This is a genomic window from Sphingopyxis sp. EU05-FHT14B03, from assembly GCF_058790875.1.
In genome coordinates this window covers 234,806-261,001 of the sequence record NZ_JBYTDC010000002.1, presented here as the reverse complement: position 1 = coordinate 261,001, position 26,196 = coordinate 234,806, and the positions used below count along the sequence as shown (strand labels likewise).

The window sequence follows — 26,196 nt, the reverse complement described above, 5'->3', positions numbered from 1 at the left end:
AGGATCTCGATCACAGGCAAAAAAAAACCTCCCCCGCGCGGCGCTCCGCGGCCGCGCGGGACAAGGGCGGGATCAGCCGATGTCGCCGATGACACCACCGTCGCTCAGGCATTTTGCGGCGGCCACCGCCTTGAAGCCATGGCCCTTGCAGGCGTTCTGGCCCTTGCACGCGTTCGCGGTCGTCTTGCAGTCGGCGGTGCCCTTGCAGCTGTTGACGCCATAGCAATGGACCATGTCCTTGGCGCCGACGGCGCTGCCCGAACTGCCCGAAGGCGCGTCGGCGGCAAAGGCGGCGCCGCCGAGCGCAAGCGCGGTGGCCGATGCGGCGATCAGGCCGGCAAGCTTGCTGTTGATCATAGGGTGATCCTTCCAAAATAAGTCCTGCGGAAGAGCCCATTGCCCTCCCACATCTTCCTATTCCGGCCGGAACGACAGAAAGTTACAGGGGCGCTCGGCCCCTCGCCGAATATTCTAATCCGCCGCGGCGACGAAGCGCGCGCCCGCGCGGTCCTTTTCGGTCGTCGCGGGGTCGAAGATCATCCCGTTCATCGCGATATAGACCCCGGGCGGCAGCGTCTGCGCGGCGGCGAGCGCGAAGCCGACGTTGAACTCGGCATCGCTCGCGCGCACCGACGCGGGCTGCATCGCGCCGGTCATCACGATCGTCTTGCCCGCCAGCCCGGCGAGCACGCGCCCGGTGACGACCATCGTATCGGTGCCGTGGGTGACGAGAATGCGGGTGGCGTCACTCGCCGCGACCGCGGCGCGGATCGCGGCGCGATCGGCGTCGTCGAGCTCGAGGCTGTCCTTGCGCATCAACTGGGTGACGCGGTGCGCGACATGGACATTATTCTCGCGCAGCATGTCGGGGATCGCCGCGGGGCCGATCTGGAACTCGCTGAGCGCGTCGAAATAGACCTTGTCGATCGTCCCGCCGGTGGTGAAGATGTCGATCATGGGGCTGTCCTCTTCGTTGCTCCGTCATTGCGAGCGAAGCGAAGCAATCCAGAGCGGCCTACGCGACTCCGGATTGCTTCGCTTCGCTCGCAATGACGAGCTATTTTACGCCAACGCCTCGGCGATCAGCCGCCGCGTGTTGTCGATCCCGAACAGCGCGATGAAGCTGCCCATGCGCGGCCCGGCGCTCGACCCGAGCAACGTCTCGTAGAGCGCCTTGAACCAATCGCGCAGGTTTTCAAAACCATAGGCTTCGTTCTTGCCGATCTCGTAGACGATGTTCTGGATGTCGTCGGCCGAGGCATCGGCGGGCAATGCCGCCAGCTTCGCGTCAAGGTCGGCGAGCGCCGCGCCCTCGCCGCCCGCCGGCTTGCGGCGGTTCAGCGTCGGCGCGACATAGTCGCGGTTATACGCCATCGCATTGTCGATCAGGCGATCGAGTTCGGGATAGGTCGCCACATTGGCACCCTCGACATATTGGCCGAGGTAGCGCCAGATCTGTTCCTTCGACGCATCGGCGCCCATCACTCCGACGAGGTTGAGCAGCAGCCCGAAGGTCACCGGCAATTCGTCCGCCGGCACCGCCTCGCTGCGCGCGACATGGACATGATGCACGGGGTTGCCGAGCTTCTTGTCGCCTTCCTGCGCGGGATAATTGCCGCGCATCTGCAGATATTCGTCCACCGCCTTGGGGATCACGCCGATGTGCAGCTGCTTCGCGGCCTTGGGCTCGCGATAGGCGAAGAAGGCGAGGCTCTCCTCGCTGCCATAGCTCAGCCATTGCTCGAGGCTCAGGCCATTGCCCTTCGACTTCGAAATCTTCTCGCCCTTTTCGTCGAGGAACATTTCGTAGATCAGCCCTTCGGGCTTTTGCCCGCCGATCGCGCGCGCGATCTTGCCCGACTGCACGCCGCTGTCGGTCAGGTCCTTGCCGTACATTTCGTAATCGACGCCCAAGGCGACCCAGCGCATCGCCCAGTCGACCTTCCACTGCAGTTTGGCGCCGCCGCCGAGGACCGAATGGGTGATCGTCTGACCCTCATCCTCGAACGACACGAGGCCCTTGTCGGCATCGACGACGGTCACCGGCACCTGCAGCACGATGCCCGAGGTCGGGCTGACCGGCAGGATCGGCGAATAGGTCGCGGCGCGCTCGGCGCGCAGCGTCGGCAGCATGATGTCGAGAATATCCTGATTGTGGCGCAGGATCGTCTTCAGCGCCTCGTCGAATGCCCCCGACTTGTAGCGCTCGGTCGAGCTGACAAATTCATAGTCGAAGCCGAAACGGTCGAGAAACTCGCGCAGCATTGCATTGTTATGATGCGCAAAACTCTCATACTTGCCGAACGGGTCGGGAATGTCGGTGAGCGGTTTGCCGAGACAGGCGGTCAGCATTTCCTTTTGCGGGACATTGTCGGGCACCTTGCGCAGCCCGTCCATGTCATCGCTGAACGCGACGAGGCGCGTCGGCGCGCCGCCGGTCAGCGTTTCATAGGCGCGGCGGACCATCGTCGTGCGCAGCACTTCGTTGAAGGTGCCGATATGCGGCAGGCCCGAGGGACCATAGCCGGTCTCGAACAGCACGGGATCGCCACCAGGCTTGCCCTGCGGATAGCGTTTGACCAGCTTGCGCGCTTCCTCGAACGGCCAGGCCTTGGACGTCAACGCGGGTTCGCGCAGGGCGGGATCGAGATGCAGGTCGGTCATGGGCCGCCCATAGCGGGAAGCGGCGGCCGCGCGAAAGGCAAAAATGCGCCGAACCGCTCCCCTCTCCCCAAGGGAGGGGAGGTCGATCAGTCGCGCGGCTGAGTCGCGGGCAGGAAGCTGCTCCGGCGCAGCAGCGCCGCCGACACGAGCGACACCAGCAGCGCGACGGGCAATATCTCGGTCAGGGTCAGCGCCATGCGGAAGAGAGGGTTTTTATATTGCTCCGCCATCGCCCCCATTTCGGCAGAGAATTTCGCGATCTCGGCCGCCGACTTGCCCGCCGCGCGCATGTCCGCGATGCTCGTGGCGATATAATCGGTCATGAAGGTCCCGCCGGTCCGCCACATATAGAGTTCCCAGCCGAGGATGTAGAAGAGCGATGCGACCAGCCCGATGCCCAGTCCGATCCCGAACGCCTTCCAGAAGCCGATCACTCCGCCCAGATTGACGTCGCGATAGCGCTTCACCCCGACGAAGACGAACAGCAACGCGACCAGCATCGACAGATAGCCCGCGACCATGCCCATCGTGCCATGGTCGGCGACGACGGTGATGCTGATAAACATGCCGAAAATGACGATGACGCCCGCGATGGCGCCGTAAACCGCGATGATCCTGCCCATGACCTGTCTCCCAAAGGATGAATGCCATGCGGGATGGACCCGAACAACGGCCGAAATCCATCGCCCAAACGGGTGATTTGGGGGACATCGTCCGAATTTACGGCAGGATGTCGAGCGTCCGCGCCTTCTGCACCGCCTGGGTCCGGCTGGCGACCTCCAGCTTTTCGTAAAGCCGGGCGATATGCGTCTTCACCGTGTTCGGCGAAATATCGAGGTGCCGCGCGATAGCCTTGTTGGCGTGGCCCGCCGCGAGCATGGCCAGCACTTCGCATTCGCGCGCGCTGATCCCCAGCGCCGCGATCGCGGCGTCGTTGCGCGCAAAGGGCTGGCGCGGCCGCGCGGTGAGCCGGTTGCCGACCCATATGCCAAGCGCCACGCACAGGACGGCGATGCACAGGATATAGAATTCGCTCGACCAGCGATGGACGACATGTTTGTAGTTCAGCCATTCGAGCAGGAAGGCCGCGGCGGCGAGCGCGATGCCATAGAGGATGATCGGGCGGGCCATGGCGCATGGTAAACCATTGTCGCCCCCTGCTTGCAACATGGCCGGAACGTCCCGGGCCGACACAAGATCGTTACCGGAAAATTTACCATCTTTGCCTAGCCTCGCGGCATGACCAGCATCACCCCCCGCAACCCGCGCCAGCATGCGCGCACCGCCGTATCGCTCGACGTCGTCGTCAACGGCGTGCTCAACATGGTCGAGGGCCGGATCACCGACCTGTCCGAGGGCGGCGCGCGGATCGAGGGCGGCGTGATCCTGCCGGTGCGCTCGCGCTGCGAAATCCATTATGGCGGCCAGACGGTCTATGCGATCGTGATGTGGGCCGAGGTCGACCGCATGGGGGTTCGCTTTCCCTACGAACTCGTCGACGGCCCGCTCTACAACGCCCTCGACCGCGCGCGGGGCGCCTGGCCGAGCGAGCCGGCGCAGGTGTTTCGCAGCATGCGCCCGGCGAGTTTCGGACGGCGCGGATTGAACTGAACGGACCGAAGGGCCGGTATCTGGCGTTAGCTGTCGTTCGAACCTCTCACTTCGTCATCCCCGCGAAAGCGGGGACCCAGCGAGCCGGCGTTGCTACTGGGTCCCCGCTTTCGCGGGGATGACAATTATGAGACCTTCCCTCCCCACCCCAAAATCACCACCACCGCGCCTTGCCGCGTTCCTCTTTTGTCCTTAGCTTGGGGCGATGACCGCTCCCCTCCCCCTGCCCGCGATTTATGCGAGCCATGTCGGCATCTGGCTCGCCGATGTGCAGGGGCGGGCGCGCCGCGTCGATCGGGGCGAGGCGATCGCGGCGGTTGCAGGCACGCCGCATATCCTGCTCGGCGCGCCGCTGACCGGTGACCGGCTCGGCTATCCCGATCTGTCGGGGCTCGACCTGCTCGAACTCTTCGCTTTCCTTTATCCGGCACGCTTCGCGGTGCCGACGCCTGCGGGGATCGCCGCTGCGCTGGACCTCGACGCGCCCAAGGTCGAGGCCGATGTCGCGGCTTTTCTACCGCACGCCGCCGCCGCGATGCTCGCGAGCCTCGACGACCCCGACTGGCCCGAGCGCGAAGGCGCCTGGCACGGGCTGCAGGCGCTGGCGCGCCAGCGCTGGCCCTGGGCGTCGTTGATCCAGCGCCAGGCCGCGCCCGAACGCGACGAACGCTGGCTGTTCGCACGGCTGCCCGAATGGGAGGAACAGCCGCCGCGCGGGCAACCGCGGCAGGTGACGATCAACGCCGACGACGTGACCGCGCGGCTCGACCGGCTAACCGGCGACGGCGCCGAACGCCGCACCGGCCAGCAGGACTATGCCCGCTCCGTCGCGAGCATTTTCGCCCCGCGCGAACGCAAGGACGCGCCGCAGATGCTCGTCGCCGAGGCGGGCACCGGGATCGGCAAGACTTTGGGCTATCTCGCGCCCGCGAAACAATGGATCGACCAGTCGGCGGGTGCGGTGTGCATCTCGACCTTCACCAAGGCGCTGCAACGCCAGCTGGCGCGCGAGACCGAGCGGCTCTACCCCGACCCCGCGACCCACCGCGAAAAGGTTGTGGTGCGCAAGGGTCGCGAAAACTACCTCTGCCTGCTCAACCTCGAGGATGCGTTGCAAGGCGGCTTTTCGGGCCGGGCCGCGATTCTTGCGCAGCTCGTCGCGCGCTGGGCGGCATACAGCCGCGACGGCGACATGGTCGGCGGCGACCTGCCCGGCTGGCTGCCCGCGCTGTTCCGCCGCAACGGGACCACCGCGCTGACCGACCGGCGCGGCGAGTGCATCTATGCCGGCTGCCCGCATTTCCGCAAATGCTTCATCGAACGCTCGGCGCGCGCCGCGACGCAGGCCGAGATCATCATCGCCAACCATGCGCTGACGATGGTGCAGGCGGCGCGCCCGCGTGACGGCGGGGCGCCCGCGACACGGCTGATCTTCGACGAGGGCCATCATCTGTGGGACGCCGCCGACAGCATGTTCGCCGCCGCGCTGACCGGGCAGGAAGCGATCGAGATCCGCCGCTGGATATTGGGTCCCGAAGGCAAGTCGCGCGGGCGGCGGCGCGGACTCGCGGCGCGGCTCGCCGACGTGGCGAGCTATGACGAGGCCGGCGACAAGGCGATCCAGGCGGCGATCCACGCCGCCGGCGAGCTGCCCGGCGACGGCTGGCTCCCGCGGCTCGCCGAAAACGCCCCCTGGGGCGCGATCGAGCGGCTGCTCGCGGCGGTGCGCGGGCAGGTCTATGCGCGCGGCGTCGATGCCAAGGGTGACAGCGGCTACGGCCTCGAAACCGAACTAGCCGACCCCGACGCCGAACTGGTCGCCGCCGCCGCGAGCGCGGGCGACGCGATCGAGGCCTTGCTGCGCCCGCTGATGGCGCTCGGCAAACGGCTCGACGCGCTGGTCGACGATCCGCCCGACTGGCTCGACGGCCAGGCGCGGGCGCGCGTCGACGGCGCGCGGCACAGCCTCGGCAACCGGATCGATACGCTGGGGGCCTGGCTGTCCTTGCTAGGGCGCGTCGGCGGTCCCGCCGATCCCGATTTCGTCGACTGGCTCGCGGTGAACCGCATCGACGGACGCGAGGTCGATGCCGGTTTGCATCGTCACTGGCTCGACCCCGCCAAGCCGATCGCCGACATCGTCTATCGCCCCGCGCAAGGCGTCCTCGTCACTTCGGCGACGCTGCGCGGCGCGAACGACTGGCACGACGCCGACATCCGCACCGGCGCACGGCACATGGACGGCGGGGTGCAGCATTTCGCGGTGCCCAGCCCGTTCGATTATGCGCGCCAGTCGGAGGTGCTGATCGTCACCGACATCGCGCGCGGCGACCTGCCCGCGCTCGCCGGCGCGTACAGCCGGTTGATCGAGGCATCGGGCGGCGGCGCGCTTGGGCTGTTCAGCGCAATAAGGCGGCTGCGCATCGTCCATGCGCGCATCGCCGACCGGCTCGCGCGAGCGGGGCTGCCGCTCTACGCGCAGCATGTCGATCCGCTCGACACCGGTACGCTCGTCGATATCTTCCGCGCCGACCCGCATGCGTCGCTGCTCGGCACCGACGCCTTGAGGGATGGCGTCGACGTGCCCGGCGATTCGCTGCGGCTGGTGGTGATGGAGGGGGTGCCCTGGCCGCGCCCGACGATATTGCACGCGGCACGCCGCGCCGCGCAGGGCGGCGCGCGCTACGACGACATGGTGATCCGCGGCCGCATCGCGCAGGCGTTCGGGCGGCTGATCCGGCGCAGCGACGATTTCGGCCAGTTCGTCATGCTGTCGCCCAGCTTCCCCTCGCGCCTGCTTTCGGCCTTCCCGCCGGGCACCCCGATCCGCCGCTTGCCGCTCGACGAAGCCGTCAACCATGTCGCTGCGGCGAACGTCGAAAGAAGAAAAACCGCCTTTCCCGCCTTTTCACCGTCATAAGATTGCGGCACAAGGCCAGCGAACACGGGGAAGAAGCGCGGGGCGCGCGGGGAGAAATTTTGAAGACGTTGACGATCCTGCGCCATGCCAAATCGGGTTGGGACGTACAGGTCGAGCGCGATTTCGACCGCCCGATCAACGCCCGCGGCCGGCGCGGCGCCGAACTGATCGGTCAGTGGCTGAAGCGCCAGAGCCTGCCGATCGACCGCATCATCGCCTCGCCCGCCGTGCGGGTCACCGAAACGCTCGACCTGTTCCAGCCCGCCGCGGGCCTTGACGCGATTGAGCCGCATTGGGACCGCCGCATCTATCTCGCCTCGGCGGCGACGCTGATCGACACCATCCGCGACACCGGGCGCGATGCCGACCATCTGCTGATCGCGGGGCATAATCCGGGGCTGGAAGATCTGATCCTCGAACTGGTGCCCGAAAGCGCCGACGACGCGCTGCGCGCCAAGGTCGAAGAAAAATTGCCGACCTCGGCGATGGCGCGGCTGGAAATCGATATCGCCGACTGGCGCGACCTCGACGTCCGTCAGGCGCGCTTCGCCCAGTTCATCCGCCCGCGCGACCTCGACCCCACGCTGGGTCCGGCAATCGATTAGATCAAGACCCCGATCGCGGTCGCCAACCGCTGGCGCAGCGCGATCAGGTCGGCCACCGGAACGCCGGCCTTCCCGGCCGCGGCGGGCGTCGGCGATGGCTTGGCAGGTGCGACGTCGCCGCTGTCCGACAACGCCTTGCGCGCGCCTTCGACCGTATAGCCCTTCACATGCAGCAAATCGTGGATCTTGCCCGCGAGCGCGACATCCTCGGCGCGGTAATAACGGCGGCGGCCCGAACGCTGCAGCGGCCTCAATTCGGGGAAACGCGTTTCCCAATAACGCAGCACATGCGTGGGCACGCCGATCCGGTCCGCCAGTTCGCCAATGGCGAGCATGGCGCCGGCGGCCTTGCCGTCATCCTGCGCCATGATTACCCGCCCGCGACGCGGCCACGCATCGACTGGCTGGCGCGAAAGGTCATGACCCGGCGCGGGAGAATCGGCACTTCGACGCCGGTCTTGGGATTGCGCCCGATGCGCTGCGCCTTGTCGCGCAGGACGAAGGTGCCGAAGCCCGAAATCTTCACATTCTGGCCCTCGGCCAGCGCGTCGGACATGTGGTCGAGAATCGATTCGACGATCGTCGCCGCCTCGTTGCGCGACAGTCCGACCAGATGATTGATCCGTGCCGCAATGTCTGCGCGAGTAAGAGTCCCTGCCGCCATGATTGTCCCTCCCGTGACGAAGCAATGCCTAAACGGGTCCCGCCGGTCCCCCACCGTCACGAGTCCCGAACGCCTATGTAACAAAAGCGAATTAATCCGCCAAACTGAAACGGATGGAGCGAGAAGTTAATGCGTCGGGCGCAGGATCAGACGCGCAGGACCGCGGCGCCCCAGGTAAAGCCGCCGCCCATCGCCTCGAGCACTACCAGATCGCCGCGCTTGATGCGTCCGTCGCGGACCGCGAGGTCGAGCGCCAGCGGCACCGACGCCGCCGACGTATTGGCGTGCTGGTCGACGGTCAGGACGACGCGTTCGGGCGGCAGGCCCAGCTTTTTGGCGGTGGCGTCGATGATCCGCTTGTTCGCCTGGTGCGGCACGACCCAGTCGATCTGGTCCGCCGACAGGCCGACATCGGCCATCACTTCGCCGAGCACCGACGCGAGGTTGGTCACCGCGTGGCGGAACACTTCGCGGCCCTGCATACGCACATGGCCGACGGTGCCGGTGGTCGAGGGGCCGCCATCGACATAGAGCATGTCGCAATATTTACCCTCGGCATGGAGCCGGGTGGCGAGGATGCCGCGGTCGTCGTCGACATCCTTCGCCGACAGCACCACGGCGCCCGCCCCGTCGCCGAACAGGACGCAGGTGGTGCGATCTTCCCAGTCGAGGATGCGGCTGAAGGTTTCGCTGCCGATCACCAGCGCATGCTTGGCGGCGCCGGTGCGCAACATCGAGTCGGCGACCGACACGGCATAAAGGAAGCCCGAACAGACCGCCGCGACATCGAAGGCGATGCAGTCGGGCGCACCGAGGATCGCCTGGACCTTGGTCGCGCTCGCCGGAAAGGTGTTGTCGGGGGTCGCGGTCGCGACGATGATCAGGCCGATGTCGACGGGTTCGAGGCCAGCCGCCTTCAACGCTTCCTGCGCCGCCGCGGCCCCGAGCGTCGCGGTCGTCTCGTCGGGTTCGGCGATATGGCGAAAGCGGATGCCGGTGCGCTCGACGATCCATTCGTCGCTGGTATCAACCCGCTCCGCCAGTTCGGCGTTCGATACGCGGGTGCGCGGCAGCGCCGAGCCGGTCCCGGCCAGAATCGCGCGGAGGGTCATGCCGGCGCGCGGCCGCTAAAATTGGCGAGATCTTCGGTCACCTGACGCGTAATGTCCTTTTCGACGAGCTCGGCGCACAGATGCACGGCGTTGGCGACGCCCTTCGCATCGGCGCTGCCGTGACTCTTGAGCACGACGCCGTTGAGGCCAAGGAACACGGCGCCATTGTGATTGTTCGGGTCGAGATGATGCTTGAGCAATTCGGTCGCGGGGCGCGAGATCAGGAAACCGATCTTCGAACGCGTCGACGAGGTGAAGGCGCGGCGCAACAGGTCGGTGACGAAACGCGCCGTCCCCTCGATCGTCTTGAGCGCGATATTGCCCGAAAAACCATCATGAACGATGACATCGACGTCGCCGCGCGACAATTTGTCGCCCTCGATGAAGCCGACGAACTCCATCGGCAGCCCCTTCGCCGCGCGCAGCAGCGCGGCGGCGTCGCGAATCTGGTCGGTGCCCTTGAGTTCCTCGGTGCCGATGTTGAGCAACGCGACGCGCGGGCGTTCGAGCCCCATCGCGGTACGCGCATAGGCCGCCCCCATCACCGCGAACTGGGTGAGGTTGGTGGCGTCGCATTCGGTGTTGGCGCCGAGGTCGAGCATGACGACGTCATTGGCGCCCAGCGTCGGCAACAGCGCCGCGAGCGCCGGCCGGTCGATCCCGGGCATCGTGCGAAGCGCGAGCTTCGCCATCGCCATCAGCGCGCCGGTATTGCCCGCCGACAGCGCGCCGCCGGCATCGCCGCGTTTCACCGCGTCGATCGCCAACCCCATCGAGGTCGTCTTGGCCTTGCGCAGCGCCTGGCTCGGCTTGTCCTCGCCCGACACCACGCCATCGGTGTGGATGATATCCGACGCCGCGCGCAGGTTCGGGTGATTGTCGAGCGCGGCCTTGATCCGCACCTCGTCGCCGACGAGCAGGAAGCGCAGGCCGTCGTGCTGGTGGCGCGCCATCGCGGCGCCGGCGCACATGACGCGCACGCCGACGTCACCGCCCATCGCATCGATCGCGATTCGCGGTGTCAGACCCATGATAGCGCTCTCCGGCTAATGCTTAGGCGCCGACCGACACCACTTCGCGGCCATTATAATGGCCACAGGCATTGCAGAGGTTGTGCGGGCGCTTGAGCTCACCGCAATTCGGGCATTCCTGATAGGCTTCGACCTTCAGGCTGTCGTGGCTGCGACGCATACCGCGCTTCGAGGGCGAGGTTTTTCGCTTGGGAACGGCCATGATATATCCTGCATATTTAAACGTTTATACGAATCGGCGTACCCGGATTTGTCGCCCCCGTCGCCGGGAATGACTGGCCCGCCCGCCGTGCCGAAGCGCTATCCTGCCTGAAATGACAAGAAAATCTTCCGCCGAAGGGTGCCTCAACGCCAGAAGGTGTCGGGTGCCGGATCGGGCGGGGCTATAGCGTTTTTGCCCGCAAAGGCAAGCCCCGAGCGCCCACGTCGACGGCGCTTGCCCCAAGGCGGCGGGAATGCCACATCTCGCGCACCGCCGGGCAAGCACCCGGCCAACGATATAGGGGGAAGCGATATGATAATCTTGCCGATCAGCCTGACGATCGCCGCGGGGGCGGCGATTCTTAATATCTGGCTCATGATGCGCGTCGGGCGCGTGCGCGGGCAGGAAAAGGTGTCGATCGGTGACGGCGGCAACGAACGCGTCATCCGTCGGATGCGCGCGCACAGCAATTTTGTCGAAAACACCGCCTTCGTGCTGGTCCTGCTCGCGCTGATCGAGTTGGCCACCGGCCCCTCGACCTGGCTGTGGGCCGTCGGCTCGCTCTATCTGATCGGGCGCATCCTGCACGCGATCGGCATGGACGGCATGATGTGGGGCCGCATGGCGGGCACGATCATCACGATGCTGACCCAGGTCGGGCTCGCGGGTTTCGCCGTCTTCACCGTCTATGCGACTCCGGTCGAAACCAAGGCGGTGGTGCTGGGCGACACGACCACCGTACCGGCGGAATGACCCCTGCCCTCCCGCCCGCGGGCGGGAGCGGTCAGGCGGTGCCCATCGCCATGTCGCTGACATAGGGATTCGTCCGCCGCTCGGCGGCGAAACTGCTGTGCGCGCCGTGCCCGGGCAGGAAGGTCGTGTCGCCGCCGAGCGGCCACAGTTTCTGCGTGATCGAATCGAGCAGCTGCTGGTGATTGCCGCGCGGGAAATCGGTGCGACCGATCGAACCCTGGAACAACACGTCGCCGACGATCGCGAGCTTCGAGGGGCCGTGGTAAAACACGACATGCCCGGGCGTGTGCCCCGGGCAATGGATGACGTCGATCGTCAGATTGCCGACGCTAACGGTGTCGCCATCGACCAGCCAGCGGTCGGGTTCGAACACTTCGCCCTCCATACCGAAACGCTCGCCGGCGGTGGCGAGTCCCTCGATCCAGAAACGGTCGTCCTCATGCGGCCCCTCGATCGGCACGCCGAGTTCTTTCGCCAGCACGCCCGCCTGCCCGCAATGGTCCATATGGCCGTGGGTGACGAGGATCTTCTCGACCTCGACCCCGGTCTGGCGCACCGCCTCGCGCAACTTGTCGAGATCGCCGCCGGGATCGACAAAGGCGCCCTTGTTGGTCTCGGTACACCACAGCAGGGTGCAATTCTGCTGAAAGGCGGTGACGGGGACGATGGCGGCGCGCAGCGGCGGATTGGGAGCGTTCATGCTGTGCGATGTGGGCAAAGTGCGCCGATTTGGCAAGTCCGCGGCCCTCAGTCCCAGTCGAGCGCGCCCTTTTTCCATTCATAGACGAAGCCGATCGTCAGGATCGACAGGAAGACCATCATCGCGATCCACGCCTCCCAGCCGAGATCGAGCACGACGGCCGCCCACGGCCACAGAAAGGCCGCTTCCAGATCGAAAATGATGAAGAGGATGGCGACGAGATAGAAGCGCACGTCGAACGGTTTCCGAGGCGACTCGAACGCGGGAAAACCGCACTCATATTCGCTGAGCTTCGCGGCATCGGGTTCATCCGTTCCGGTCAGGCGCGACACCGCCATCGGCAGGAAGACGAAGAGCAGCGAGAGGGTGAGCGCCACACCCAGAAAGATCAGGATGGGCAGATATTCGGCAAGATCGAGGCCGACCGAAAGCGGCGCGCCAGCGGCGGGACGTGAGGGCATGATGTTCCTGCATGTTCGCGCCGGGCCGTCCCGGACCTGACACTGCGGAAGGCAGCGGAGGACGTGGCCTCGCTCGACGGGGCCGGGATCGCGCCCGGCGCGCGCGCCATCAGGCCGGCGACGAAATCTTCATCAGGACAAGGCCGCTGACGATCAGCACCGCGGCGACCATGCGCATCGCACTCGCCTGCTCGCCGAGGACGAGTATGCCGACCGCAAAGGCCCCGACCGCGCCGATGCCGGTCCAGATCGTATAGGCTGTGCCGAGCGGGAGCGATTTCATCGACAGCGAAAGCAGCGCGAAGCTCGCGATCATCGTCACGATCGTGACGATCGACGGGACGAGCTTCGTAAAGCCTGCCGACTGCTTCATTGAAAACGCCCAGACGATTTCGAGCGCGCCAGCGATGATGAGGTAGATCCAGGCCATGACAGTCTCCCAAAGGAACTGCCGGGCCGTCCCGGACTATACCCGCCAGTGGCGGTCGAGGACGTGGCCTCGCGCTGCCCTTTAGTCACTGCATGCGAAGGAATCAACCGGCGCCCGATCAGCGCAGGGTCATCGTGTCGCCTTCGACATTGACCGCGTCGAGCTTCGACAAATAGCTTTGCCCGAGCAGCGAGACGCCCATGTCGGCGTCGATCACCGCGGCCTCGACGCCGCGCACCTCGACGCCATCGACGTCGACACTGTCGAGGATCAGACGGCGCATCGGCACGTCGCCACCCGCGGTGCGCGCGGTCCCGGCGATCGGCAGGTCGTCGACATTGATCCCGATCGCTTCGGCATCGCGGCGCGTCAGCGCGACGACCGAGGCACCGCTGTCGACCATCATGCGGATATTGGTGCCATCGATATTGGCATCGGCGTAGAAATGCGAATCCTCGGCGCGGCCGAGCCTGACCTCGCCCCCCGGCGCCGAAGCCGCCGAAGAGGTCGAAGACCAGCCGCCCTTGCCCTTTTGCGTCGTCCAGTTGGGATTGTCGTCGCCGCCGCGATCGGCTGAAGCCGCGGCATCGGCGGAGGTCGCCGACCGGCCGGCGACGCCCGCCACGCCGACCGAAATCGCCGCGATCACCGCGGCCAATCCAAGAAAACGCCCCAACATGGCGCGCATGGTCGCAGATGATGGTTGGCGAAAGGTTAAGCGGCGATCAGCGCTTCGGTTCGGGAAGTCCCGACCCCGGTTCCTCGACATAGGCGCGCCAGCTCGGTTTCCCATTGCCCATCGAATAGGTGATCCGCACACAGGCATAAGGCCGCCCCGGTGCATTGTCGGCATCGAAGGCCGCGATCGGCCACAACCGCGCCGCGTCGGCGCGATCCGACCAGCAGACCAGCGCCTCGGCATTTTCCTGCGCCTCGCTGGCAAGGCGGTCGGCCGCCGAGGGCGGGCCATAGAAATGCCAGCCGAAAATCGCGCGGCTCGGCTGGTTCGATCGCAGGACGGCGCGGAACGGCGCCTTTTTGTCGTTCAGCAGCGCTGCGATGCGCTGGTGGTCGGCGCTGGCCAGCCATGGCCCGCCGAACAGCGGTTTCCAGCGCTCGGGTTTGCCCGAGGCGAGCGCGGCGAACACCGCGTCGGCGGCCGCCGCGAAGCGCGGGGTCCACACCGATTCGGGTGCGAGCGGCGACAGGCCGATCAGGTCGGGCGCCGCGTCGGCGGGGGTCAGGCGGGTGACGGGAAAGGCCGCGACTTCGGTCGCCACCCCGACCAGCGACATCCCGCCGCCCGACGAACTGCAGCCCGAAAACGAACGATAGCCGATGAGTTGGTCGGGCTCGCCGCCGCGCATTGCGCCGCCGCGGCAACGCCCCGCCTTGCCGGTGACGGTGACGCGGCGCGGCACCGCCTCGAATCCCGTCCATTGTTCGGACTGGAGCGCGAATTCGCCAACCGTCATGTCGGGAGAGACTTCGATCGGCGCCTTCGGATCGGGCCGGCGCGTGCTGAGCGCGATGCGCTTCACCGGCACCCCCCGCCGCTCGGCATAGATGGCCGCGACGTCGGGATAGAGGCTACGCCGCCATGCGATGCCGCCGACCGTCACGCACTGGCCGTCGACGCGTTGGGCGATGATATCGTCGGGCGTCACGGCCCGCGCGGTCGCGGGGGTGCATTCGGACTCCGCCGCGGTGGCGGGGGACGCGAGCGCCGCGGCGCCCAGGATCATCGCTGCCGACAAAAGATTTCGCATCACCCTCTCCTGCGCCCCTCTGGCTGCACCGGTCATGAACCGGCGGTCAGGCCCTCGCGCATCCACCCCGGCGCACCGGCGGGATCGATGCTCTCGACCCGCCGATGCTCGACCGACAGGCCCAGGTCGGGATAGGTGATGACCTGCCGCTTTTCGTCGGCGGCAGCGATCGGAACCACGACCAGCCGCCGGTTGACCTTTTGCCGCCAGTTCATCCGCGCGGTGTTTTCCTGCCCGACATAACAGCCCTTGGTGAAGCTGACGCCATTCAGTTCGGCGGCATTGCATTCGAGCCAGAGCGTCGTGCCGTCGCCGATCTCGGCGCGGCCCTCGGTGACCCCAAGCGCCAGCCGGTGCGCGCGCCATGCCGCGTCGGCGCCCTCACCATCATCGGCGGGGGCGAGCCAGCGCTGGCCGAGGTCGGACAGGCGCGGATCGACGACGCCGAGATCGCCCATGGGCGCCCAATGCACGGACAACCCCGGTTCCGGGGTGATGGTGATCGCCCGGCGCAGGCGGTAAAGCGTCAGGCGTTTCGCCAGATCGGGCGCCGCGTCGCGTTCGCAGTCGATCAGGACATCCTGCTCGTCGCCCCAGATCAGGAAATCGAACAAGGCCTTGCCCTGCGCGGTGAGCAGCGCCGCCCACACCGGCAGGTTTCCCGCCGTGTCGTTGGTAACGAGGCCCTGCAAAAAGCCCCGCACATCCTCCCCCGAAAGACGGATCAGGGCGCGGTCGTGAAGGGTGGTATTGGCCATGGGCTTAATCTAGGGACACTCGCGCATAAACCAAGCGCCCAAATGCCGCCGGAGCCTTTCGCATGACCGATCGCCTGACCATCCGCCGCCCCGACGACTGGCACGTCCACCTGCGCGACGGCGCGATGCTGGATCATGTGGCGAAATATACCGCGGAGCAATTCGCGCGCGCGATCATCATGCCGAACCTGTCACCGCCGGTGACCACCGCCGAGGAAGGCGCCGCCTATCGCGACCGCATCCGCGCCGCGGTTCCGGCGGGTCTCGATTTCACCCCGCTGATCGTCGCCTATCTGACCGATGCGAGCGATCCCGACCAGATGGCGCGCGGCCATGCGACAGGCGTCTTCACCGCCGCGAAGCTCTATCCCGCCAATGCGACCACCGGCAGCGCGCACGGGGTGACCGACATTGCGAAGATCATGCCGGTGCTCGAACGCATGGCCGAAATCGGCATGCCGCTGCTGATCCACGGCGAGGTCACCGACCATGATGTCGACATCTTCGACCGCGAGGCGGTGTTCATCGAGCGCACGCTCAAAGGTCTCGTCCGCGACCTGCCGACGCTGAAGATCGTGTTCGAACATATCACGACGTCCGAAGCCGTCGATTTCGTCAAGGCGGCGGCCGACAACGTCGCGGCGACGATCACCCCGCAGCATCTCCACATCAACCGCAACGCGATGCTCGTCGGCGGCATCCGTCCGCACGCTTATTGCCTGCCCGTTGCCAAGCGCGAGGCGCACCGCCTCGCGGTCCGCGCCGCCGCCGTGTCGGGCTCGCCCAAATTCTTCCTCGGCACCGACAGCGCGCCGCATGCCGTGCACACGAAGGAAGCGGCCTGCGGCTGCGCGGGCATCTTCAACGCGCCCTTCGCGCTCGAATCCTATATCACCGTGTTCGACGAGGAAGATGCGCTCGACAAGTTCGAGGGTTTCGCCAGCGAACATGGCCCGAATTTCTATGGCCTGCCGCTCAACGGCGGCACGATCACGCTCGAACGCGGCGAGACGGTGGTGCCCGATCGCTGCGGCGAGGTGGTGCCGTTCCATGCTGGCGAAACGCTGGGGTGGAAGCTGGTCTGATTGATCCTCCCTGTCGCGAAGCGATGGGGAGGTGGCAGCGCGAAGCGCTGACGGAGGGGCGTTGGCGCCGACGTTGCCGCCCCTCCACCACCCGCTTCGCGGGCGGTCCCCCTCCCCATGGCTGCGCCACAGGGAGGACTTTTCCTTCTAGGCGGCGGGCACCATCCGCTCGGCGCGCATCTTGCGCCACATGTCGAAGCTGAACACCGCGATGCTCGTCCAGATCAGCACGAAGCAGGCCAACTGCGCGGGCTTGAGCGGTTCATCGAAGACAAACAGACTGAGCAGGAACGTCAGGCTGGGCGCCAGATACTGGACGAAGCCGAGCGCCGCATAGCTCATCTTCCGCGCCGCGGTCGCAAAGAGCAGCAGCGGCACCGCGGTCACCACGCCGCCCGCCGCGAGCAACCAGCTGATGTGGAAGTCCGCACCAAAGCCGCGCCCGTCGCCGATCCAGACATAATAGGCCGCGGCGGCCAGCGAGATCGGCAGCAGCAAGGTCGTCTCGATCGCGAGCCCCGGCAGCGATCCGACCGGTGCAGTCTTGCGGATAAGGCCGTAGGTGCCAAAGCTCAGCGCCAGCGTCAGGCTGATCCACAGGGTGTCGAGCGCGCCCGCGAGCAGGATCGCGACGCCGATCCCCGCGATCGTCACCGCGAGCGCCTGCAACCGGCTCAATCGTTCGCCAAGGAAGACCATCCCCAGTACGACGTTGACCAGCGGGTTGAGATAATAGCCGAGGCTCGCCGCCAGCACATGATCGGTGAACACCGCGAAGATATAGACGAGCCAGTTCACCGCGATCAGCAGCGAACTGGCGAGCAGCATGCGCAGCGTGCGCCAGTCCTTCAGCCCCGCCAGATAGTCGCCGATCTGGCGGCGGAACGCCATGATGACAAAGCACAAGGGCAGCGACCAGACGATCCGCTGCGCCAGCACCTCGACCGGCGGCACGCTGGTCAGCAGCTTGAAGAACAGCGGGACGAAGCCCCAGATCGCATAGGCGCCGAGCGCATAGGGCAAGCCGCCCTGCTCGCTCCCCGCGGGGGCCGCTGGCTGGTTCATGGTCTCACGCGTTCCGGCGGGTCGATCAGATGATGCCGCCGCCGAGCATCAGGCGCAGCGCGCCGACGACGATGACGACGATGTTCAGGTTCCGCCCGCTCGTCCGGTCCGACATCGCGCCGAGCGCGAGGCCGACGACGGCGAAGGGAATGATCACCCAATTCGCCCAGCCGAGGAACGGAATGAAGGCGAAAACCGCGAGAATGAGCGCGATGACGCCGATGATGAGCGAACCGATATTGAGCATGAAACCCATGTCGCATGCTGCACGGCGCCCCGCAAGGCCCTTTCGGTTCGTCGCTCCCAGCACTCGGTTCGTCTTGTTGCTTTGAGTTAATGCAACGCAGATCGGCTTCGGGCCGTTCTCCTTTTCGTAGCGACCGGCTCCTCGCGGGACCGGGACGCCAAACCAGGAAAGGACTTACCATGCGCAATTTCACCAAGGGCCTGCTCGGCGCCTTCGCCGCGGCCAGCGTTGCCGCCGCCGCGCCCGCCTATGCGGGCATCTCGACCGCCGCACCGGCGCAGGGCCACGGCCTGTACAAGGCCGATCAGGACACCGGCTTCTACAAGAAGAAGAAGCGGGGCCGCTATTATGCGCGCGACCAGCGCGTCAATTCGAACACCCGTATCTGGCGCGACAACGACGGTCGTTATCGCTGCAAGAAGGACAATGGCACGACCGGCCTGCTGATCGGCGGCGCCGTCGGCGGTCTCGCCGGCCATGAAATCGCCGGCAACGGCGACAAGCTGCTCGGCACCGTGCTCGGCGCCGCGGGTGGTGCGCTGCTCGGCCGCGAGATCGACCGCGACAAATATCGCTGCCGCTAAGCGATAGACTAACCGTTACGGGTGCGGGTCCGAGACCCCTCCGCCTGCATACGTGATGGAGAGGGCGTCGGTCGAAAGACCGGCGCCCTCGACTTTTGGGGATGGAAGGTTTCGATCCGTTGTGGACGTTATATCCTCCATGTGGCCGCAGGCCATGGGGAGGGGGACCGCTCGCGAAGCGAGTGGTGGAGGGGCTGAAAGGTCGCACGACGCCTGACGGCGTCGGCCCCTCCGTCAGCGCTTCGCGCTGCCACCTCCCCATCGCTCCGCGACAGGGAGGATCGGCTATGCCCGCTGCTCACCCCAAAGTCGGCACCCACATATGCCTTCGCCGCCTCCCCTCCCTTTCCCTTGCCCTCCCCGCCGCCATGCCGCAGAAGCATCACCTGATTTCAAGGGGAGGACCATCATGCTCAACGGCCCATTGCTCGTCACCGAGCGGCTGATCCTACGCCCGCCCGCCGCCGAGGATTTCGACGCCTTCGCCGAAATGTGCGCCGATGCCGAGACGATGCAGTTCATCGGCGGCGCCTGTCCGCCGGCGCAGGCCTGGCGGCTGTGGTGCACCCTCGCGGGCGCCTGGCACATCCGCGGCTTTTCGATGTTCTCGGTGATCGAGCGCGCGAGCGGCGAATGGGTCGGGCGGATCGGGCCGTGGGAGCCCGCCGAGTGGCCGGCGCCCGAGATCGCCTATGGCGTCCGCGCCAAATTCGCCGGCACCGGCTTTGCCTTCGAGGCCGCCGTCGCAGCGTGCGATTTCGCGGTCGAGTTTCTGAAGTGGGACGAGTTGATGCATTGCATCGACCCCGCCAACATCCGGTCGCAGGCGCTCGCCAAACGGCTCGGCGCGGTCAACAGCGGTCCGACCCGCCTGCCCGCACCCTTCCAGGACGCACCGGTCGACGCGTGGAAACAGAGCGCGGACAACTGGCGCGCGAACCGCAAGGCGCTGGGCGCATGAGCGACCGCCATATCGACCCCGAACGCGCACAGTTCGAGGCGTTCAAGGCCCTGCCACGCGATACCCTCATCCACATGCTCAACCTCGTCCGCTTCAAGGATGTCGCGACCTATGTCGAGGGCCATCCGCTGGCGGGGCGGCAACTCACCGGCGCCGAGGCCTATCGCAACTATGGCGCCGACAGCGGGCCGGTGTTCCAGCGCGTCGGGGGCCGCATCGTCTGGCGCGCCGCGATGGAGACGATGCTGATCGGCCCCGACGGCGAGCGCTGGGATGCGATCTTCGTCGCCGAATATCCGAACAGCGGCGCCTTCCTCGAAATGGTCACCGACCCGGTTTATCGCGAGGCGGTGAAACACCGACAGGCGGCGGTCGAAACCTCGCGTCTGATCCGCTGCACCGCGAATCCGTCTCAGGGCGAGACAGTTTTCGGCTAACAAAGCGTTACCCGTTAACACTCTTTATTCGCGCCTTCTTAACCAACATCGGGCATTCCCTGACGGATATTAAGGGAGTGTTAGCGATGATCTTGCGCGGAAAATGGCTGGTCGCCGGCCTGCTGATGGCAGCGGCCCCGCTCGCCGGGTGCCGGGACAATCCCGATGCCAAGGCCGAACTGTCGCCGCTCGACGACGGGCTGACCAACGCCGATCCGGCGATCAAGGGCTCGCTCGAAGACAAGATCATGGTCGACCCCAAGCTGACGGGTCAGGCGAACCAGAATGCGGTGACGCCGGGCAACAAGCCGGTCGACGGCGGCGTGCCCGCGGTTGCCGGCGCCAAAGCCGCGACGGTTGCCGAAGCCGCCGCGGCGCTGAAGGCGGGCAAGCTGCTCGCCGCGCCCAAAGCGCTGCCGATGGAAGCCTGCGACGGTTGCGACACGAAGCGCCCGGTCACCATCGGCGCGATGGCGCGCGACCAGGCCAAGGGCAGCTGCGACGCCAAGCTGACCTATAACAACCAGTGGGCCGACCGCCTGCCGGCGGCGTTCAAGGTCTATCCGCGCGCGACGCTGCGCGAGGCCGCGGGCATCGCCGGCGGCAAGTGCAACATCCGCGTCGTCAATTTCCAGACCGCGGCGTCGCTGCAGGCGGTGCTCGACTATTATCACACGATGGCGGTCAACGCCGGCTACACCAGCGACCACCGCGTCAACGGCAGCGAACATATGCTCGGCGGCACCAAGGGCGAGCTCGCCTATGTCGTGATGGCACGCACCGACGGCGGCATGACCGACGTCGACCTGGTGGCGTCGGGCGGCCGCTGAGCCAAATCCGGCGCGGACAATGAAAAAGGCCCCGGATCGCTCCGGGGCCTTTTCCTTGCGTGACGCAACCAGGTTTTGCGTCAGACCTTGTCGCCGAGCGCGCCCTTGACCGAACCCTTGAGGTTCTGGGCCTCGCCCTTGCGCTCCTGCGCTACGCCTTCGGCGCGCAGTCGCTCGTTGTCGGTCGCCTTGCCGACGGCCTGTTTGACGTTGCCGGCGGCCTCGTTGGCGATGCCTTTTGCTTTGTCTGTCAGTTCGCCCATGGGGAGTCTCCTTTGGCTGGGGTGGGAGGCGATCGGCCTCTTGCAGCATCAACCCTCAGCCCCCGCCGACGTTCCGTAAAACGGGTTAAACCGTTCATCGCAAAGTCATTTTTAACATGGATTAAGACGGCCGCCTTCAGGAACGCGCGGCGATCACATCGAGCGCGGCGGCGTCGCAAATCGTGATGCGGTTGTAATCGACGACGATCAGCCCTGCCGCCTCGAACCCGCGCAGCAGCTTGTTGACGCTCTGCCGCGTCACTCCGAGCATCGCGCCGAGTTGTTCCTGCGGCAGCCGCAGGCCGAGTTCGATCCCGTTAGCGCCCGCCAGCCCATGAATGCGCGCGAGGTCGGCGAGCGTCGCCGCCATCCGCTGGTCGAGCGAGCCGAGGTTCTGCGCGTCGAGCAGGCGCAGGCTGTCGCCATGCCGCGCGCACATCAGCAGCGCGACGTCGCGCCACAAAATCGGTTCGGCGTCGAGGATCGCCGCCAGCGCGTCGACGGGCAGGTGCAGCAGCACGCTGTCCGCATAGGCGCGATAATCATAATGGATCGGCGGCGCCGCGAGCAGCCGGACGATCGCCAAAATCTCCGGCGGACCGTTGATGCCGAGGACGAATTTCTTGCCCGCCGCCGAACCGCGGCTGATCTCAACCTCGCCCGACGCGATGACGAAGGCTTCGCGCTTTTCGGGGTCCTGCGCATAGATTTCGGTGCCGCGCGGATAATATTCGGCGCGCGCGATCGCCGCGAGCTCGGCGAGCCGCGCTTCGGGCCAGGGCGCGAACAGCGGACAACGCCGCAGCACCGCGATGCGCTCGGCTTGCGACCATGAATACGGCTTTGCTGCCATCGGCCCCTCCCCGCAAAGCTTAGGCGCGCGCACTCAAATTCCCAAGAGATTGTCGGCGCGTTGACAGACGCGACGCGGGCGCGGCGCTAAGGGCGCGGGAAATATCGGTTCGGGAGATGCCTGTGATGAAGAAACTGCTTGCCCTGTTGGCGATGCTCGCTGCCTTCCTGTCCGGCCCCGCGGCCGCGCAACCGGTCACCGAGGACGAGGCCTATGCGATCGGCATCGAGGCCTATACCTATGCCTATCCGCTCGTGCTGATGGAGACGACGCGGCGCATGTCGACCAATGCCGGCGCACCCGGCCGCATGCGCTCGCCGGTCAACAGCTTCGCCAATATGAAGACCTATCCCGACGCGAGCTTCAAGGATGTCGTGCGGCCGAACGCCGACACGCTCTATTCGTCGATGTGGTTCGACGTCGGGAAAGAGCCGCTCGTCCTGACGCTGCCCAACACACAGGGCCGCTATCATGTCATCCCGCTGATGGACATGTGGACCGACGTCTTCGCGACGCTCGGCACGCGCACGACGGGCAATGACGGCGGCACCGCGGCGATCGTTGGCCCGCATTGGCAGGGGGGGCTGCCAAAGGGCATGCGCCTGGTCCGCAGTCCGACCGAGATGGGCTGGATCATCGGCCGCATCCAGACCAATGGCGCGGCCGATTACGACCATGTCCATGGCCTGCAGGCCGGACTCAAGGCGACCCCGCTGTCGCGCTGGGGCAAGCCCGAAACCGTCGCCGCCGCGCCCGCCCCCGACGCCTCGATCGACATGAAGACGCCGCCGGTGCAGCAGGTCGCGGCGCTGGCGCCGCAGGCCTTCTTCGCCACCTTCGCCGAACTGATGAAGCGCAACGCGCCGCACGCCAGCGACTATTCGGTGGTGCTCCGCATGGAGCGCCTCGGCATCGTCCCCGGCCAGGGTTTCGACTTGTCGAAAGCCGATCCCGCCGTCCAGCGTGGGCTGACGCGCGCCGCCGCCGATGCCTGGCAGCGCATCGTCACCCGCCGCAAGGCGCTGCCGATCCGCGGCAGCTGGGGCGCGATCGGCAGCACCGTCGGCGTCTATGGCAATGATTATCTCGCGCGTGCCTTCGTCGGCTTCGCGGGACTCGGCGCACTGCCGCCCGAAGAAGCCGTCTATCCGATGGCGGTGCTCGGCGACGACGGCAAGCCGCTCTCCGGCGCGTCCAACTATGTGCTGCATTTCGAAAAGGACCAGATCCCGCCCGCCGACGCCTTCTGGTCGCTGACCATGTATGGCGAGGACCAGTTCTTCGTCGCCAACCCGATCGATCGTTTCGCGATCGGCGACCGCGACAAGCTGGCCTTCAACGCCGACGGTTCACTCGACCTCTACATCCAGAACGCCTCGCCCGGCGCCGGCAAGGAAACCAACTGGCTGCCCGCCCCCGCCGGCGCCTTCACGATGAACCTGCGCCTCTACCTGCCGCAACGCCGCGCGACCGACGGAAGCTGGGCGCCGCCGCCGGTCAGGCGGGTACCCTAGCTTCGGCCCAGGGGAGGATTTCGAGGTCGGGCCAGAAGCGGCGCCACCGCGCCGCCTTCTGCTCGAAATAGGCCTCGGTGATCTGCACGGCATTGGCGCGAACGCGCGGATGGAGCAGGTCGGCAAGGCCGAAGGGCGCGATGATGTCGCGGCCATCGCCGCCGCGCAGTCCGACCGCCGAAGACGTGGTCGGAAAAGTGGCGATGGCCCCCGCGATCGAGCGATAGGGCTCGATCGCATAGCCGAACTTGGCCTGATACCAGAGGTGGACCCGGGCCTGGTTCTTCACGTCGACGCGAACCGGCAGATCGGCGAACTGCGCGGCGATCCGGCGTTCGGCGGCCAGCTCGCTTTCGTGCGACAGGTCGCCAGCATCGAAATAGACGATGTCGAGATCGTCGATCCCGTGATGGGGGCCGAACCCGAACACTTCGTTCCAGTGCGCTTGTGCGACCAGGCTTCCCGACAATCGGGCGTCGGGCAGATCGATCGCGTGCCAGCGATCCAGCAGGCTGCCGATCGTCGGATGCCGTTCGGCGAGACCCCACAGGCGCCGGATCAGTGGAAGGGGATCGGACATGCCGCAACCATAGCGGCGCGCCCGGCCGACGACAGCCCCGTCAGATCAGCCCCGCCAGCGGGCTCGACGGGTCGGCATATTTGCGCAGCCCCATGCGCCCAGCCAGATAGGCGTCGCGCCCCGCCTCGACCGCGAGCTTCATCGCGCGCGCCATACGAATCGGGTCCTTCGCCTCGGCGATCGCGGTGTTCATCAGCACGCCGTCGCAGCCGAGTTCCATCGCCACGGCGGCATCGCTCGCGGTGCCGACCCCGGCGTCGACGAGCACCGGCACCGACGCCCCCTCGACGATCAGGCGGATCGTGACGCGGTTCTGGATGCCCAGCCCCGACCCGATCGGCGCGCCGAGCGGCATGATCGCGACCGCGCCGGCATCCTCGAGCTGCTTCGCGGCGATCGGATCGTCGACGCAATAGACCATCGGCAAAAAGCCTTCCTTGGCCAGCACCTCGGTCGCCTCGAGCGTCTCGCGCATATTGGGATAGAGCGTCTTCGCCTCACCCAGCACCTCGAGCTTCACCAGGTCCCAGCCGCCCGCCTCGCGCGCCAAACGCAGGGTACGGATCGCGTCGTCGGCGTTGAAACAGCCCGCGGTGTTGGGCAGGTAGGTGATCTTCTTGGGATCGATATAGTCGGTCAGCATCGGCGCGCTCGGGTCCGATACATTGACGCGGCGCACCGCGACGGTGACGATCTCCGCCCCCGACGCCGCGACCGCCGCCGCATTCTGCTCGAAATCCTTATATTTGCCGGTCCCGACAATCAGGCGCGAGGTGAAAGTCCGTCCGGCGACACTCCATTGATCTGCTGACAACTCAACCACCTCCCACGAAATGAACGATTTCCAGCGCGTCGCCCTCGGCGAGCGCGACGTCGGCAAGCGTCGAGCGCGGGACGATCTCGCGGTTGCGCTCGACCGCGACCTTCTTCACGTCGAGCCCCAGCGACGCGACGAGATCGGCGATGCTGCCCTCGCGCACCTGCCGCGGATCGCCGTTGAGAATGATCGAAATCAAGGGAGTTTCCGCCTCGCTTTGCCTTTTGCCGAGCAGCCCATATAGGGGGAGCGCATTTCGCCGCAACCGAAAGACCGTGCATTGACCGACAAGCCCACCGTCTATGTCCTCAGCGGCCCCAATCTCAACCTGCTCGGCACGCGCGAGCCCGAAATCTATGGCCATGACACGCTGAACGACATCCATGCGCGGCTGGAGGCGCAGGCCGACGGCCTCGGCATCCGCCTCGAATGCCGGCAGACGAACCACGAGGGCACGCTGATCGACTGGCTGCATGAGGCCTATGTCGCGGGCGCAAAGGCGGTGCTGCTCAACGCGGGCGGCTATACCCACACCTCGATCGCGATCCACGACGCGATCAAGTCGATCAAGGTGCCGGTGATCGAGGTTCATTTGTCGGACCCGATGAAACGCGAATCCTTTCGCCATATCAGCTATGTAGGCATGGCGGCGGCGCTGCATTTTGCCGGGCACGGCGCGGCCAGCTATACGCTGGCGCTGGACGCCGCCGCGTCTCTCTGACAAGAGGCGGCATCGAAAACAGGGGTCCGCGCGTCTTCACGTCATGAAAGGCGCCGCAACAAGCAGGAAAATCATCATGGGTGACCATAAAGACAATGGCATCAACATCGATCCGGCCTTCGTCCGCGCGCTCGCGGAACTGCTCGACGATACCGGCCTGTCCGAAATTGAGGTCGAGGACGGCGAACGCAAGATCCGCGTCGCGCGCACGCTGACCGCCGCCGCGCCGGTCGCCTATGCGCCCGCCCCGGTCGCCACGCCCGCCGCCGCTTCGGCCCCCGCGGCCGTCGCCGCGCCGGCCGCACCCGCCGTCGACAGCTTCGCCGACGCAGTGAAGTCGCCGATGGTCGGCACCGTCTATCTCGCCCCCGAACCGAGCGCGCCGAACTTCGCGGCCATCGGCTCGGCAGTAAAGGCCGGCGATACCATTTTGATCATCGAGGCGATGAAGGTCATGAACCCGATCGTCGCGCCCGCGTCGGGCACGCTGAAGGCCGTGCATGTCGAGAACAGCCAGCCGGTCGAGTTCGACCAGCCGCTGTTCACCATCGGCTGAGCA

The 26,196-nt window shown here is 66.5% G+C and carries 35 protein-coding genes; 12 read left to right on the top strand and 23 right to left on the bottom strand.

What is annotated here, in order from left to right:
- Window positions 1-72: 72 nt before the first annotated feature.
- The 5 genes from bufA2 to AC3WS4_RS10375 form a co-directional block, all read right to left on the bottom strand.
- Window positions 73-357 carry a BufA2 family periplasmic bufferin-type metallophore gene (gene bufA2 / locus AC3WS4_RS10395; protein ID WP_187138862.1) on the bottom strand — a complete coding sequence of 95 codons (285 nt, stop codon included), beginning with the start codon at window positions 355-357 and terminating at the stop codon, window positions 73-75.
- A gap of 114 nt (window positions 358-471) precedes the next feature.
- Window positions 472-957, bottom strand: a complete 486-nt coding sequence (locus tag AC3WS4_RS10390) for an asparaginase domain-containing protein (RefSeq protein ID WP_492739015.1) — start codon at window positions 955-957, stop codon at window positions 472-474.
- Window positions 958-1,062: 105 nt separating this feature from the next.
- On the bottom strand, window positions 1,063-2,664 hold the full coding sequence (locus AC3WS4_RS10385) for a lysine--tRNA ligase (protein ID WP_492739016.1): 1,602 nt from the start codon (window positions 2,662-2,664) through the stop codon (window positions 1,063-1,065).
- A gap of 86 nt (window positions 2,665-2,750) precedes the next feature.
- The gene (locus AC3WS4_RS10380) at window positions 2,751-3,287 is read right to left on the bottom strand and encodes a DUF4199 domain-containing protein (protein ID WP_492739017.1); all 537 of its coding nucleotides are present in this window, start codon (window positions 3,285-3,287) and stop codon (window positions 2,751-2,753) included.
- A gap of 97 nt (window positions 3,288-3,384) precedes the next feature.
- Window positions 3,385-3,795 carry a response regulator transcription factor gene (locus AC3WS4_RS10375; protein WP_492739018.1) on the bottom strand — a complete coding sequence of 137 codons (411 nt, stop codon included), beginning with the start codon at window positions 3,793-3,795 and terminating at the stop codon, window positions 3,385-3,387.
- Between the two features lie 108 nt (window positions 3,796-3,903).
- Here AC3WS4_RS10375 and AC3WS4_RS10370 point away from each other — a divergent pair, with 108 nt between their 5' ends.
- From AC3WS4_RS10370 to AC3WS4_RS10360, 3 genes are all read left to right on the top strand, one after another.
- The gene (locus AC3WS4_RS10370; RefSeq protein WP_492739019.1) at window positions 3,904-4,275 is read left to right on the top strand and encodes a PilZ domain-containing protein; all 372 of its coding nucleotides are present in this window, start codon (window positions 3,904-3,906) and stop codon (window positions 4,273-4,275) included.
- 205 nt (window positions 4,276-4,480) lie between these two features.
- Window positions 4,481-7,195 (top strand): ATP-dependent DNA helicase, encoded by a 2,715-nt coding sequence (locus tag AC3WS4_RS10365; RefSeq protein WP_492739020.1) that lies wholly within the window; start codon window positions 4,481-4,483, stop codon window positions 7,193-7,195.
- A 59-nt stretch (window positions 7,196-7,254) separates the two neighbouring features.
- A complete protein-coding gene (locus tag AC3WS4_RS10360; RefSeq protein WP_492739021.1) occupies window positions 7,255-7,800 on the top strand; it encodes a SixA phosphatase family protein in 546 nt (181 codons plus the stop codon).
- Here the strand turns inward: AC3WS4_RS10360 and AC3WS4_RS10355 are convergent.
- The 5 genes from AC3WS4_RS10355 to rpmF form a co-directional block, all read right to left on the bottom strand.
- Window positions 7,797-8,168, bottom strand: coding sequence for a MerR family transcriptional regulator (locus AC3WS4_RS10355; RefSeq protein ID WP_492739022.1), 372 nt, complete (start codon window positions 8,166-8,168; stop codon window positions 7,797-7,799). The two genes, AC3WS4_RS10360 and AC3WS4_RS10355, sit on opposite strands and share 4 nt — an antisense overlap.
- A gap of 2 nt (window positions 8,169-8,170) precedes the next feature.
- Complete coding sequence (locus tag AC3WS4_RS10350; RefSeq protein WP_187138871.1) at window positions 8,171-8,464, bottom strand: integration host factor subunit alpha; 294 nt, start codon at window positions 8,462-8,464, stop codon at window positions 8,171-8,173.
- Window positions 8,465-8,610: 146 nt separating this feature from the next.
- Window positions 8,611-9,576 carry a beta-ketoacyl-ACP synthase III gene (locus tag AC3WS4_RS10345; RefSeq protein ID WP_492739023.1) on the bottom strand — a complete coding sequence of 322 codons (966 nt, stop codon included), beginning with the start codon at window positions 9,574-9,576 and terminating at the stop codon, window positions 8,611-8,613.
- Window positions 9,573-10,607 (bottom strand): phosphate acyltransferase PlsX, encoded by a 1,035-nt coding sequence (gene plsX, locus AC3WS4_RS10340; RefSeq protein WP_187138872.1) that lies wholly within the window; start codon window positions 10,605-10,607, stop codon window positions 9,573-9,575. Before plsX ends, AC3WS4_RS10345 begins: the two co-directional genes overlap by 4 nt.
- 22 nt (window positions 10,608-10,629) lie before the next feature.
- Window positions 10,630-10,809 carry a 50S ribosomal protein L32 gene (gene rpmF / locus AC3WS4_RS10335; protein ID WP_056348227.1) on the bottom strand — a complete coding sequence of 60 codons (180 nt, stop codon included), beginning with the start codon at window positions 10,807-10,809 and terminating at the stop codon, window positions 10,630-10,632.
- Between the two features lie 312 nt (window positions 10,810-11,121).
- Between rpmF and AC3WS4_RS10330 the strand changes: the two genes are divergently transcribed.
- A complete protein-coding gene (locus AC3WS4_RS10330) occupies window positions 11,122-11,562 on the top strand; it encodes an MAPEG family protein (protein WP_056348230.1) in 441 nt (146 codons plus the stop codon).
- Window positions 11,563-11,593: 31 nt separating this feature from the next.
- On the opposite strand, the gene AC3WS4_RS10325 is transcribed toward AC3WS4_RS10330, so the two are convergent.
- The 6 genes from AC3WS4_RS10325 to ygfZ all read right to left on the bottom strand — a co-directional run bounded on the left by AC3WS4_RS10325 (window position 11,594) and on the right by ygfZ (window position 15,680).
- On the bottom strand, window positions 11,594-12,262 hold the full coding sequence (locus AC3WS4_RS10325; RefSeq protein ID WP_316248980.1) for an MBL fold metallo-hydrolase: 669 nt from the start codon (window positions 12,260-12,262) through the stop codon (window positions 11,594-11,596).
- Window positions 12,263-12,309: 47 nt separating this feature from the next.
- Complete coding sequence (gene ndhC, locus AC3WS4_RS10320; RefSeq protein ID WP_492739024.1) at window positions 12,310-12,723, bottom strand: NADH-quinone oxidoreductase subunit A; 414 nt, start codon at window positions 12,721-12,723, stop codon at window positions 12,310-12,312.
- Window positions 12,724-12,832: 109 nt separating this feature from the next.
- Window positions 12,833-13,153 (bottom strand): DMT family transporter, encoded by a 321-nt coding sequence (locus tag AC3WS4_RS10315; RefSeq protein WP_187138874.1) that lies wholly within the window; start codon window positions 13,151-13,153, stop codon window positions 12,833-12,835.
- A gap of 118 nt (window positions 13,154-13,271) precedes the next feature.
- Window positions 13,272-13,832, bottom strand: coding sequence for a retropepsin-like aspartic protease family protein (locus tag AC3WS4_RS10310; protein ID WP_492739025.1), 561 nt, complete (start codon window positions 13,830-13,832; stop codon window positions 13,272-13,274).
- 46 nt (window positions 13,833-13,878) lie between these two features.
- Entirely contained in the window at window positions 13,879-14,922 is a 1,044-nt protein-coding gene (locus AC3WS4_RS10305; protein WP_492739026.1) for a hypothetical protein, read from the bottom strand.
- A gap of 32 nt (window positions 14,923-14,954) precedes the next feature.
- Window positions 14,955-15,680, bottom strand: coding sequence for a CAF17-like 4Fe-4S cluster assembly/insertion protein YgfZ (gene ygfZ / locus AC3WS4_RS10300; protein ID WP_492739027.1), 726 nt, complete (start codon window positions 15,678-15,680; stop codon window positions 14,955-14,957).
- 62 nt (window positions 15,681-15,742) lie between these two features.
- Between ygfZ and pyrC the strand changes: the two genes are divergently transcribed.
- Complete coding sequence (pyrC, locus tag AC3WS4_RS10295) at window positions 15,743-16,765, top strand: dihydroorotase (RefSeq protein WP_492739028.1); 1,023 nt, start codon at window positions 15,743-15,745, stop codon at window positions 16,763-16,765.
- A gap of 147 nt (window positions 16,766-16,912) precedes the next feature.
- On the opposite strand, the gene rarD is transcribed toward pyrC, so the two are convergent.
- On the bottom strand, window positions 16,913-17,830 hold the full coding sequence (rarD, locus tag AC3WS4_RS10290) for an EamA family transporter RarD (RefSeq protein ID WP_187138879.1): 918 nt from the start codon (window positions 17,828-17,830) through the stop codon (window positions 16,913-16,915).
- Between the two features lie 25 nt (window positions 17,831-17,855).
- Window positions 17,856-18,077: a hypothetical protein gene (locus AC3WS4_RS10285; protein WP_492742764.1), complete on the bottom strand. Its 222-nt coding sequence runs from the start codon at window positions 18,075-18,077 to the stop codon at window positions 17,856-17,858.
- A 179-nt stretch (window positions 18,078-18,256) separates the two neighbouring features.
- Here AC3WS4_RS10285 and AC3WS4_RS10280 point away from each other — a divergent pair, with 179 nt between their 5' ends.
- The 4 genes from AC3WS4_RS10280 (at window position 18,257) to AC3WS4_RS10265 (ending at window position 20,889) form a co-directional block, all read left to right on the top strand.
- Window positions 18,257-18,661 carry a glycine zipper 2TM domain-containing protein gene (locus tag AC3WS4_RS10280; RefSeq protein ID WP_056348255.1) on the top strand — a complete coding sequence of 135 codons (405 nt, stop codon included), beginning with the start codon at window positions 18,257-18,259 and terminating at the stop codon, window positions 18,659-18,661.
- 409 nt (window positions 18,662-19,070) lie between these two features.
- Window positions 19,071-19,622, top strand: a complete 552-nt coding sequence (locus AC3WS4_RS10275) for a GNAT family N-acetyltransferase (RefSeq protein ID WP_492739030.1) — start codon at window positions 19,071-19,073, stop codon at window positions 19,620-19,622.
- On the top strand, window positions 19,619-20,059 hold the full coding sequence (locus tag AC3WS4_RS10270) for a DUF1330 domain-containing protein (RefSeq protein ID WP_492739031.1): 441 nt from the start codon (window positions 19,619-19,621) through the stop codon (window positions 20,057-20,059). Before AC3WS4_RS10275 ends, AC3WS4_RS10270 begins: the two co-directional genes overlap by 4 nt.
- A gap of 86 nt (window positions 20,060-20,145) precedes the next feature.
- Window positions 20,146-20,889, top strand: coding sequence for a hypothetical protein (locus AC3WS4_RS10265; RefSeq protein WP_187138883.1), 744 nt, complete (start codon window positions 20,146-20,148; stop codon window positions 20,887-20,889).
- An 80-nt stretch (window positions 20,890-20,969) separates the two neighbouring features.
- On the opposite strand, the gene AC3WS4_RS10260 is transcribed toward AC3WS4_RS10265, so the two are convergent.
- The gene (locus AC3WS4_RS10260) at window positions 20,970-21,152 is read right to left on the bottom strand and encodes a CsbD family protein (RefSeq protein WP_056348273.1); all 183 of its coding nucleotides are present in this window, start codon (window positions 21,150-21,152) and stop codon (window positions 20,970-20,972) included.
- Between the two features lie 136 nt (window positions 21,153-21,288).
- Window positions 21,289-22,005 (bottom strand): Crp/Fnr family transcriptional regulator, encoded by a 717-nt coding sequence (locus AC3WS4_RS10255; protein WP_492739032.1) that lies wholly within the window; start codon window positions 22,003-22,005, stop codon window positions 21,289-21,291.
- 125 nt (window positions 22,006-22,130) lie between these two features.
- Here AC3WS4_RS10255 and AC3WS4_RS10250 point away from each other — a divergent pair, with 125 nt between their 5' ends.
- On the top strand, window positions 22,131-23,519 hold the full coding sequence (locus tag AC3WS4_RS10250; RefSeq protein ID WP_492739179.1) for a DUF1254 domain-containing protein: 1,389 nt from the start codon (window positions 22,131-22,133) through the stop codon (window positions 23,517-23,519).
- Here AC3WS4_RS10250 and AC3WS4_RS10245 read toward each other — a convergent pair.
- From AC3WS4_RS10245 to thiS, 3 genes are read right to left on the bottom strand one after another with little or no spacing between them, the layout of a single operon-like run.
- On the bottom strand, window positions 23,503-24,099 hold the full coding sequence (locus tag AC3WS4_RS10245; RefSeq protein WP_492739033.1) for a nucleotidyltransferase family protein: 597 nt from the start codon (window positions 24,097-24,099) through the stop codon (window positions 23,503-23,505). The two genes, AC3WS4_RS10250 and AC3WS4_RS10245, sit on opposite strands and share 17 nt — an antisense overlap.
- A 40-nt stretch (window positions 24,100-24,139) precedes the next feature.
- Entirely contained in the window at window positions 24,140-24,922 is a 783-nt protein-coding gene (locus AC3WS4_RS10240) for a thiazole synthase (protein WP_492739034.1), read from the bottom strand.
- Window positions 24,915-25,115 carry a sulfur carrier protein ThiS gene (thiS, locus tag AC3WS4_RS10235; protein ID WP_056348288.1) on the bottom strand — a complete coding sequence of 67 codons (201 nt, stop codon included), beginning with the start codon at window positions 25,113-25,115 and terminating at the stop codon, window positions 24,915-24,917. The genes AC3WS4_RS10240 and thiS overlap by 8 nt, the downstream gene beginning before the upstream one ends.
- 81 nt (window positions 25,116-25,196) lie before the next feature.
- Here thiS and AC3WS4_RS10230 point away from each other — a divergent pair, with 81 nt between their 5' ends.
- Both AC3WS4_RS10230 and accB read left to right on the top strand, forming a co-directional pair.
- The gene (locus tag AC3WS4_RS10230; protein ID WP_187138889.1) at window positions 25,197-25,637 is read left to right on the top strand and encodes a type II 3-dehydroquinate dehydratase; all 441 of its coding nucleotides are present in this window, start codon (window positions 25,197-25,199) and stop codon (window positions 25,635-25,637) included.
- Window positions 25,638-25,713: 76 nt separating this feature from the next.
- Window positions 25,714-26,193 (top strand): acetyl-CoA carboxylase biotin carboxyl carrier protein, encoded by a 480-nt coding sequence (gene accB / locus AC3WS4_RS10225; RefSeq protein WP_492739035.1) that lies wholly within the window; start codon window positions 25,714-25,716, stop codon window positions 26,191-26,193.
- Window positions 26,194-26,196: the final 3 nt, after the last annotated feature.